The sequence below is a fragment of the Nostoc sp. S13 genome, assembly GCF_029379315.1.
Taxonomy (GTDB): domain Bacteria; phylum Cyanobacteriota; class Cyanobacteriia; order Cyanobacteriales; family Nostocaceae; genus Nostoc.
The window spans coordinates 1-9,983 of the sequence record NZ_JAQYWQ010000177.1 but is presented as its reverse complement, the minus strand read 5'-3'; the positions used below and the strand labels follow the sequence as shown (position 1 = coordinate 9,983).

General features: G+C 41.6%; 7 protein-coding genes. 4 read left to right on the top strand and 3 right to left on the bottom strand.

Translation table 11 applies throughout. The annotated features are described in order from the left end of the window. Positions 1 to 55: 55 nt before the first annotated feature. On the bottom strand, positions 56 to 874 hold the full coding sequence (locus tag PUQ00_RS30805) for a calcium-binding protein (RefSeq protein ID WP_300423613.1): 819 nt from the start codon (positions 872 to 874) through the stop codon (positions 56 to 58). 921 nt (positions 875 to 1,795) lie between these two features. Then, positions 1,796 to 4,912 carry an MFS transporter gene (locus tag PUQ00_RS30800; protein ID WP_300423612.1) on the bottom strand — a complete coding sequence of 1,039 codons (3,117 nt, stop codon included), beginning with the start codon at positions 4,910 to 4,912 and terminating at the stop codon, positions 1,796 to 1,798. Positions 4,913 to 5,671: 759 nt separating this feature from the next. Between PUQ00_RS30800 and PUQ00_RS30795 the strand changes: the two genes are divergently transcribed. From PUQ00_RS30795 to PUQ00_RS30780, 4 genes are all read left to right on the top strand, one after another. Then, the gene (locus PUQ00_RS30795) at positions 5,672 to 6,982 is read left to right on the top strand and encodes a general stress protein (protein ID WP_300423610.1); all 1,311 of its coding nucleotides are present in this window, start codon (positions 5,672 to 5,674) and stop codon (positions 6,980 to 6,982) included. A 142-nt stretch (positions 6,983 to 7,124) separates the two neighbouring features. Continuing rightward, positions 7,125 to 7,586, top strand: coding sequence for a BON domain-containing protein (locus PUQ00_RS30790; protein ID WP_300423609.1), 462 nt, complete (start codon positions 7,125 to 7,127; stop codon positions 7,584 to 7,586). Positions 7,587 to 7,774: 188 nt separating this feature from the next. After that, positions 7,775 to 8,209, top strand: a complete 435-nt coding sequence (locus PUQ00_RS30785) for a CAAD domain-containing protein (RefSeq protein WP_300423607.1) — start codon at positions 7,775 to 7,777, stop codon at positions 8,207 to 8,209. 599 nt (positions 8,210 to 8,808) lie between these two features. After that, positions 8,809 to 9,219 (top strand): hypothetical protein, encoded by a 411-nt coding sequence (locus tag PUQ00_RS30780; protein WP_300423606.1) that lies wholly within the window; start codon positions 8,809 to 8,811, stop codon positions 9,217 to 9,219. Between the two features lie 314 nt (positions 9,220 to 9,533). On the opposite strand, the gene PUQ00_RS30775 is transcribed toward PUQ00_RS30780, so the two are convergent. Beyond that, positions 9,534 to 9,983: hypothetical protein (locus tag PUQ00_RS30775; protein WP_300423604.1), on the bottom strand; the 450-nt coding region annotated here is incomplete at its 5' end.

The following is a 9,983-nucleotide window of genomic DNA, read 5'->3' as shown; positions in this document are numbered from 1 at the left end:
TCAATTCCTGCTGCCACAAGAGGCAGGGGAATTAAACTGAACATACTTTGTTAAATTAAAGGATAATATCGCTTGCTACTAGTTGTGGTGCTCCTACAAGCTGAACCTCAAAGTTAGCAGACAAATTCGCATCAGTGTTCGCTTGGAGAATACCTCCTGAATAACGGATCTGACCGGGTGCGGAGAATGCGGCAGCCCCAATGAAAGTGAAGGCTTGGTTGCCCCCTTTAGTGGAGTTGGCATCGATGGTAGATACACTGATTCGGTCGCCTGACGAGTTACCGTTTCCAACAAAGTCAGTGATCACATCTCGTCCAGTAGGAAGACTATCTGAAACTGAGTTGAACTTGAAAACATCATTACCTGATCCTCCAGTGAGAGTATCAGCCCCACTACCGCCATTGAGTGTGTCCTTGCCACTACTACCAGTCAGGATATCGTTGCCACTACCACCGTTAAGGACATTGTCGCCACTACCGCCAGTGAGGATATCGTTGCCACTATCACCGTTAAGGACATCGCTGCCACTACCGCCGATAAGGGTATCGTTGCCACCACCAGCGTTAAGGACATCGTCGCCATTACCACCATTAAGGATATCGCTGCCATTACCGGCGTTAAGGACATCGCTGCCATCACCACCGATAAGGGTATTGTTGCCATTGCCGGCGTTAAGGACATCGTCGCCACTACCGCCAATGAGGCTATCGTTGTCATTGCCGGCGTTAAGGACATCGCTGCCACTACCACCGTTAATGGTATCCTTGCCGCCATTGCCGTTCAGGACATCGCTGCCGCCATTGCCGTTCAGGATATCGTTGGTGCTAAGAGCGTTGATAATGTCACTGGAATTCGTACCGTTATAGATTGCCATTAATGAACTTCTCCTGAATTTAGAGGGTAAAAAATTGAGGGTAAAAAATTACCTCGTCACTTCCCCATCAGAAAACGGCGTTGCTGATTAAGAGTATGAATTTGGTTTCCTCCAAAGGCGCACAGGAAACAGTTTCAAACATTGAATTTTTGAATTTCATACTTGAGATTAAGCAACGCCGAGAAAATAAGGTGGAGACATAACAAGTGGGAAGAGATAACTGAATCAGACCTGATTTCAACAGCCAACACCTGTTGAATTCAGAATTCTCAATTCAGAATCAATATAGTGGGGGATTCAGCCCAAAGTACGGTCTTCTCCCTTGGCGCTAGCCTCTCCCTTTGGGAGAAGGGGAGAGGCTAGCGCCAAGGCATAAACCACACTACTTCACCGCGTTGGCTCACCAGTCATGCAGAATCCAATTGGATAATTCTGACGACTGACTTCTGAATCCTGTTTTGTTAAGTCTGAAGACTTGAGAAGACTTAAGAAGCACTGGATGTATGATGATGTTGGCATCAAAATTGATTGTGCCAAGAGTCATCTTATATCGTTGTGCCTGATGTCTTCACTGGTTCCAGTAGTAGGCTGCTAGGGAATAAGCAGATTTTCTCCTACGGAATTGCATAGGTTTTGGACGTTTTTACTATATTCAGAATGACAAGACCATGATATTACCCTAAAGCATACTTTTTTCTATCTATAAGAAAGAATAATTAACCATAATTTTTTACTCTTACCAGGGTAAAATCTGAAACCATTGTTCAAATAGGGTTTTTTAATCTATATCGGAATAATAAGGTCGTGATAGTACCTTGGGGGGTAGTTTGTTTTATTTATAAAAAAAAGTGGTATTCATTTGTTTTGTAAAGACTGAATACCACTTTGTATTTTCTCAAAATTCCTGATCCCGGAGATATTTTACCCAGGTAGAGTTATCCCAGTGACAGCGATCGCACCACCGATCGCACTGGCAACAAGGGAAGTTAATGCTGTGCCAAATATCCACCAAGCAGCACTTGCAACGGTTTTTTTGCTTTCTTCGGCTTGCTTTTTAGCTTGCTCTTGGATCGCTTTCAGGCGTTTTTGGGTTTCTTTCTGGATGCGTTCGGCTCGTTGCAATACGCCATCCCGCGCCCCTTCTATTTGCTCAATGATCCGGTTAGCATCCTCCTCAGAAATATCCTGACGAGAACTGATGACAGCAACTAGGGTGTCACGATCAAATTGACTGAGGCGATCGCGCAATGCTTCAAATCCAGCTTGGGGATCGTCGAACACTTTCCCAAAGTCTTGCTTAATTCCTTCATAGTTGAGTTCCGAACGATCCAGCGAGTTGAGATAGTTGCGAACTTTGGCAAAAACTCCATCCAGCACTGATTGCACCTTTTGCTGAATCTGCTGGAATTGTTCGACAATGGAGGTGCGAACCGACTCAATTTGATCCACAATCCGGTTAGCTTCCTCTTCTGAGATATCCTCGCGTTGGGATAAGAGCGCCACAATTGTCGAACGATCAAATTTCGAGGCGCGATCGCTTAAATTTCCAATACCAGCGCGGGGAGAAGACAGCAGCAATTGCAAATCGCGTTTGATTCCTTCGGGGTTAAGTTCTTCTTTGTTAGTATTACGCAGGTATTCTTCGAGATTAGCTTCAAAATCTAAAGCTTGTTGAGCAGTACGCTTGGCCAAACGTCGTGGCGCTCTCACAATATCACCAATCGCATCTTGGGCGCGGTCGATGATCTGATTCACCTGCTCTTGGCTCAAGTCTCCTCGCTGACTCACGAGTTTAACCAAGGTTTCTCGATCAACCTGAGATAAGCGATCGCGCAATGCTAAGGCTCCGGCTTTGGGATCATTGAGTAATTTTTCCAAATCGCTCCTAATACCTTCTGGATCAAGTTCTTCTAGGTTGGTATTGCGGAGATATTCGGCGATCGCTTTTGTAGTTTTTTCGTACTGTTCTTTCGCCTGCTGCGGTACTTGCAAAATATTATCTCGGACTGCTTCGAGCTGATCGAGAGTTTGGTTTACCTGTTCTTCGCTCAAATCTTGACGTTGACTGAGCAATTGTACCAATGTATCGCGGTCAAATTGCGATAAGCGCGAAGTCAAAAGGCTAATTCCGGCTTGCGGATCATCTAGTAAGACTTTAAATTCCCGTTTGATTGCTTCGGGATTGAGTTCCTCTTTGTTAGTATTCCGCAGATAGTCTTCAACTCTTTGGCGCAGTTCATCGGCTTTTGCTTTTGCTTGTTCTTGCAATTCTCTAGCACGATTCAACAAATTATCGCGGTTGCGTTCGAGTTGACTAACAATATTATTAGCTTCTTCTTCGCTGATATCTTGACGCTGTTGGAGCAATTGTACAAAAGTGTCGCGGTCAAATTGCCCGAAGCGATCGCTTAAATCTTCAAAGCCAGCTTCTGGATCTTCCAGCAACTTGCCAAAGTCCCGTTCAATACCTTCAGGGTTGAGTTCTTCTTTCCCAGTCGAACGCAGATAATCTTCGATGCGGCTGCGGAAATCTTGCCCTTTTTCTTGCGTTTGAGCCTGTTTTACAGTTTCTAAAACTTCCAGGCGATCACTTTCCAGTTGTTCGGCAATTTCTTTCACCCTGGCTTCACTGATATCATCTCGGCGCTTCAGCAAGTTAGTGAAATATTCTTGATTGAGTTCTTCCAACTCCCGTCTCACAGTTGTCGGATCTGCATTTACGTCATAGATGACTTCTTTAAATTCATCTACTAGCGTAATTCGGTTAAAGTGCCAAGAAAAGGAATTTAATATGTAGTCTTCTACATCTGCCTTAATCGTGTTTTCGGGTGATATCGGCAATTTTGCCCCTACTTGCTCAGTTGCTTGCTTACTAAGCTTTTGGAGTTGTTCTGTAATTTGATCAACATCTACATCTTGAACTTTCTCTTTCAGCTTTTGTAACTGAGCTGTAATTTTGTTGACATCTATATTGGAAAGGTTTAACCGATCCAGCACTGCTGGTGCAGCGGCGCTCAAGCCATATCGAATAGCTTGCTTAATCACACCATTGCCGTTACCACCTCCAACTGTAACCAGTTTTTGCAGCCGTTCACCCAATTGATCTGAATTCAGTTCTTCGGGAGTTGCAGACTTGAGCAAATTAATGACTTGTTCCGTGGGATTTTGGCGATTCAAACCTTGTTGCCAAGCACCTTCAAATTCGTCAGCAATCCGATTGATATCTTCTTTAGAGAAGTCTGTGCGACTGCTGATTAAATCAACAAATGTTTGGCGATTAATGTTTTGCAATAGGTCACTATCAGCAACAGATTGCAAATCTGTATCTTTAATAAGCTGGTCAAATTGACTACGAATTTCTTTGATATCCAGCTTTGGTAATTGCAGAGAACCTAAGGAACTTTGGAGCGTATTTTTAATACCTTCAGGATCAAAACCTGAAGTTAATTCCCGCCGGACTGTGGCTGTAATATTTTCAACGGTTGAAACTAACTGTTTTTTCGCACTATTAGCACCGATACCAGCAGTTGCTGTACCGATCAGAGCTTGAAAACCAGAAGTGACAGTGTTAGCGATAGAACCAATTAAAGAACCAACTGCCGATGAACCCAACCAAATTACCAGTGAGAAATAGGTAGACCAGATGACTACACCGATAATTGCTCCTAAAAATGCACTTTCGATTAAGCTAAGTTTCACCGCTAAAAAACAAGCAATAAATAATGCAATGCTAGCGGTTATCAACGCCCAAGAACCTACTTTGGCTTGAACTTCACGAATTTTACTGCCCAAACTTTCATCATCAGAATCTGAGTCGATCTCCCAAGATGAAATTCCGACAGCGACTGAAAAGTTTGTGAATAACAATTGAAAGGCAAATGCCATCAAAACCCCAGCCAGCAATGCCACCAAGAATTTAGGCCCAGAAAAAAGAACTGATGCCTCTTCTGGAGTTAGTACTTCCTGAGCTAAAGTTATCGGCGCTAATCCAAAAGGCAGCCAGTTCCATCCCCAAATAGTTAAAACACCTTGAAACATAGGATTTTCTCACTTGCACTCAATTTATGAAATGGCTTACTGATCAATTTAGTTATCAGTTAGATAAGCTGACACTTTCTTAGGTAATAAGTTTGTTTGTCAAAAGTCGTATTTTACAAATAATAAAGATTTTTATTACTTTTTAAGTAAAGAAAATAATTTAGGTAAAATTTAGTGATTATTATCACAATCTAATAAAATTAAAATAAAATTTTCTGAACAAAAATAATTTTTCTAAAAATGCATCCACAGATACGGCAGATTTCAAACGCGTAAGGTAGAATGCCACACGGTAGAGAACAATGTTTATTAGTGTTAACCTAAGGTAAAAGCTAGCGCTGGCAAGCGTTCTCTAGTTACCCTGATTATCTTTACAAAATTGGGTGAGGACAAACTCTCAAAATCAAGCAGATTTACCCTGAAGTTTAAACTAATATATACCTGTCTGTTCCTACTAAGGATTACGTCTAATAGATAATTTTTTTGCAGAAACTTTGTTAACTTTAAAACTCATATTTTAGACAAAACTTTCATAACTAAAATAGTTAACATCTAATTTTTCTAAAACATAATTTTTTTAATCTTTATTTATTAATTCTTGTTAACTTACTTTTAATCTAAACACCTATATCTAATGATAGAGATAAAATTATTCCAAACGAGTGATGATAAATAAACATAAACATGTATAAATAAGAGTGATTACGAGCTATAAATATAGTGAATAATTAAATTGATTTTTGATGAGGAGAAAAGATAATGGTTGTAGGTGTACATAAACGTGGTGTCGGTGTATTTTCTAATCGTCGAGATGTTGAACATGCCTTGCATGAATTAAAAAAGGTCGGCTTTGACATGGACAGAGTCTCTGTCATTACGCAGGATGGAGACAAAGACGATATTGCTGGCGCTGAAGTACGCGATCGCGTTGGTGATAAATCTGACGAAGGCGCTAAAGTCGGAGCGGCTACAGGCGGTGCTTTGGGCGGATTGACTGGCTTATTAGTCGGTCTTGGCACTTTGGCAATTCCTGGAATCGGGCCAATCATGCTGGCTGGAGCCGCAGCAACAACCTTAGCTACCACTCTTGCTGGAGCAGGTATTGGTGCAGTAGCTGGGAGTTTGCTTGGTGCATTGATTGGTTTAGGAATTCCCGAAGAACGAGCCAGAGTTTACGACGAACGTGTGAGGCGGGGACATTATTTGGTTATCCTCGATGGCACAGATACAGAAATCCTCAGAGCAGAAACAATCCTACGTCAGCAGGGTGTAGAAGAGTTTGGCATTTACGAGAATCCAAATGCGACAAATGCAAGCACGGATTATGTGACTCCAACTCCTACTGGGACTGATTATCTGACTCCAACTCCTAGCGCGGCTTATAGTGGTGCTGCTAGACGCGCAATTGGGGTATTTTCTCATCGGCGAGATGCAGAAGCAGCACTTACAGAATTACGAGATGCGGGTTTTCCCTTAAGTACAGTCTCCATCATTGCCAAAGATACAGACGGTCAAGGGATCGCTGGTGTAGATGTAGATAGAAACGTCGATAGAGGTAATAAAGCAGACGATGGCGTAAAAACTGGAGCAGCTACAGGCGGTGTTCTAGGGGGCTTGACTGGCTTATTAGTTGGTCTTGGGACTTTAGCGATTCCTGGAGTCGGGCCTGTGATTGCAGGTGGTGCAGTCGCAACAGCCTTGGCGACAACAGCAGCTGGGGGTGCGATCGGTGCAGCAGCTGGGGGTATTGTTGGCGGACTCGTTGGCTTGGGAATTCCTGAAGATAAGGCGCGAGTTTATGGCGATCGCTTCAAAAAAGGCGACTACTTAGTAATTATCGATGGTACGGAAGCTGAAATCCGCCAAGCTGAAGCTATTCTCAAACGTCGAGGTATTGAAGAATTTGCTATCTATGATGCCACTGATGTAGGCGATGTTCGCCCAGGTTTGGACAGAGTAACGGATCACAACACACCAGTTACTAATAGCGATCGCCCCAATTACTCAACAGGGTCTGATAGAGACGAGCCGTCCGTAGTAATTGTTGACCGTCGTGATGAAACACTCTAAGCTAAGGTAGTTTTTACTCACACTAATTCCCCAAAATTGCAGGAGCAATAATTTGAAAACTTTGCTCCTGAACAAAAAAACTTGCTTCTCACTTCTGCCGTAAACATCAACAAATTTCACTTTCCGATTCCGAATTAAACATATGCAAAAGCTAACCCCCTTTTTAATTAGCTGCCTTTTGGTTTTTGGTGTTGCTGCTTGTGATAACGCTTCTAAAACTAGTGAATCTGCACCGAATAATCCTAATGACGCTCCGCAAACACCGACCGCCAAAACAACACAAGCTGCTCAACAAGACGCGCAAAGTGAAGTTCGCAGAAAACAAGCTAATTCTGATATTCGCGCCCGCGAACAGCGTAATAATACCACTGGTGGCGATACACAACGAGCCAAAGGTGATTTATCAAGTGAAGTTCGCTCCAAGTTGGAGGTTAACATACCCAAGGCTCAACTAACAGTTGATGCGGCAGACGATGGGACTGTAACTGTTGGAGGAACTGTCAATAATCAAAAGGAGTTGGCTAAGATTGAACCTTTATCTAAGCAAATTAAAGGTGTCAAAATTGTAGTTGTTAAAGCAACTGTTGCCCCACCAAAACCATAAGGCAGCTAACAATAAATCTAAGTGAGTAGGTAGACACAAATAAATTCAGATGCTCCTGCTCAATCCTAGTGGTCAGTTATACTTAATTACTGGCCACTAAGAATTGGCAACTGACGACCTTAAGAATTATATTTATTGATGCTCAGTTGAGTTATACAAGCTCTTTGTACTCACCGAAAATAAAAACTATGGAAACCGAACAACAGCAACAAGAATCCATCAATGCCTCGTTATCACAAGATAAGCTAGCACTTGAAGGTACAGATACTACAAACTTGCCAAGGTTATTACCAGCACGTGAAACTGAATCTCAATGGCAGCAAATTAGCAGACAAATTACTCAATTTTTGGAGCAATTTCCAAAATACTTAAGTAACTTTTTTAAGGACTATAAGCAGCCTCTAACAACCGTTGCTTTAATCGTAGCGGCGATTATTACAGCTAAGGTAGCATTAGCACTACTGAATGCAATCAATGATATTCCACTACTATCACCACTCTTTGAGTTAGTTGGAATTGCTTACGCCAGTTGGTTTATTTTCCGTTATCTACTCAAGGCTTCAACTCGACAAGATTTAGTCGATGAAATTCAATCACTGAAAAACCAATTTATAGGCGAATAAATTTCCCAACCATTAAACTAGTACACTGTGAAGGACTTTATTCCTTATTTTCTAAGCACTAAAGTGCTTACCCAATGCGAAAGTTAGTCGCTTATGGACGAAACTCCCTGTTCTTGCGCTAACTCACTACAAACTCTCAAAGCTAGCTTGATAAAGTACTAGCCCCACCAGAGTAGTCGGTATCGTTTGCTAATTAAATATATACAATCTAAAAGTTCACATGCCCGACTTCTCTAAAAAGTCGGGAATTTTGTAACTATCCTATTTTGGATGTAAAAGGCAGTCGGGGCACAATAATGTCGTAGCATTTCGCAGAAACCCTGATACATCCTTGTGGAACATGGGTTTTACGTTAAGTTGACACGCATGAGCATTACTGTGCTCCTAACAGCCTATTTTGCTAACCCAATGAACGTAAATTATTAAATTATAAGTATTTAATCGGACTTAAGATTAGTCTTTTGAATACATCAAAAGATAGAGATTATAACATTCTTTTTAATATAAAGTCACTTCTCAAGATAGTAGCTCGGAGATCAAAAAAAGCCTAATCTAGTTTTTGAGATTATTCAATACATTCTTTAACTAGGACATAAATTATGGCTAACGAAGCAGTTAAGAGAGACACAGATTCATCTGATCGAGCTGAAGTCGATACATACGATCGCGGCATTATCCCAGCTGAAACTGCTGCCCGAATGGAAAGGGAAGGAGATAAGTACAAAACCCTCCCCACAGAAGAAAGGGAGGCAGATGCATCTACCGATGACCAAACCGATCCAGAAAGTATACGCACCACTGACGGCTATACCGTGGACAAAGAAGGTTTGTCTAACAACTATGCAATTGAACCGGAAATGTATTATGAAGTACCGGGTGATGCACGTAAACAAGCAGCAGAAGAAAAGGCAGAACGTGCTGAAGAACTTGCAGAAATTAATCAGGACGACGAGGAAGGCAAGTTGACAGAAAAGGGTGACAAACGCGGTAAAGGCCCAGGAGTAATTTAATTTACATTATGCTTTTTGCTGGGTGCAATTACACGTAAAAAGGCTAAATAGGCAGTTTGTAGAGACGCAATCATTGCGTCTCTACTTATTAAAAATGTATTTTATTTTTGTATATTTTTAATAACCCTAAAGGTGTGAGCATTCCGAAGAGCATCAGCGTCTTCTGATTGCAGAAATGCGATCGCTTTTTCTCGATTACCTGCAAGAAAGTCAATCATTGCTCTGGGATAGGATCTCTTCTCATTCTCGAAGGCTGTATTCCCATAGTTTTTACCTGTCTCTTACTTTACAGATTGACCCCTATGACAGAACGCTCATGTTGAGTCTTGTTGCAATGGTCTTAGCAAGATATCCCAAAAGCACTCAGCGGCTCCTTGTTGAGACAATAATTTCTTCACATTCTGTTGGCTTGTAAAGAAAGCCATTGCCAAAGGTTGCAGAAAAAGAGCGTATCCATCATCAACTATAGACATAGAATCATTAATACTATTGTCACTTCCTGAAGCATTTGAGGAATATGCAATCCCGTTTGTAAAAAGACGGCTACTTCCTCCTGTCCAAATTCGACATTCAGCAGCTTTGTTTCCCCTAATGTAGACAATAGCCGAAAAATGATTTGCATCTATACGCTTGAAATGTGTATCTACTTCTTGTGGATTTCGGTTGGATAGTTCAGCAAGTGAATTCTCAAAAAAGTTGGATATGTATTCAAAAGACTTATCCTTAATATAAATAGCATGAGATAATAAAAAGGTGGAGTAGAA

Excerpts from the sequence above, each read along its gene's own strand:
- PUQ00_RS30800 (WP_300423612.1), bottom strand. The coding sequence starts at position 4,912 with ATGTTTCAAGGTGTTTTAACTATTTGGGGATGGAACTGGCTGCCTTTT.
- PUQ00_RS30780 (WP_300423606.1), top strand. The coding sequence starts at position 8,809 with ATGGCTAACGAAGCAGTTAAGAGAGACACAGATTCATCTGATCGAGCT.
- PUQ00_RS30785 (WP_300423607.1), top strand. The coding sequence starts at position 7,775 with ATGGAAACCGAACAACAGCAACAAGAATCCATCAATGCCTCGTTATCA.
- PUQ00_RS30805 (WP_300423613.1), bottom strand. The coding sequence starts at position 874 with ATGGCAATCTATAACGGTACGAATTCCAGTGACATTATCAACGCTCTT.
- PUQ00_RS30795 (WP_300423610.1), top strand. The coding sequence starts at position 5,672 with ATGGTTGTAGGTGTACATAAACGTGGTGTCGGTGTATTTTCTAATCGT.
- PUQ00_RS30790 (WP_300423609.1), top strand. The coding sequence starts at position 7,125 with ATGCAAAAGCTAACCCCCTTTTTAATTAGCTGCCTTTTGGTTTTTGGT.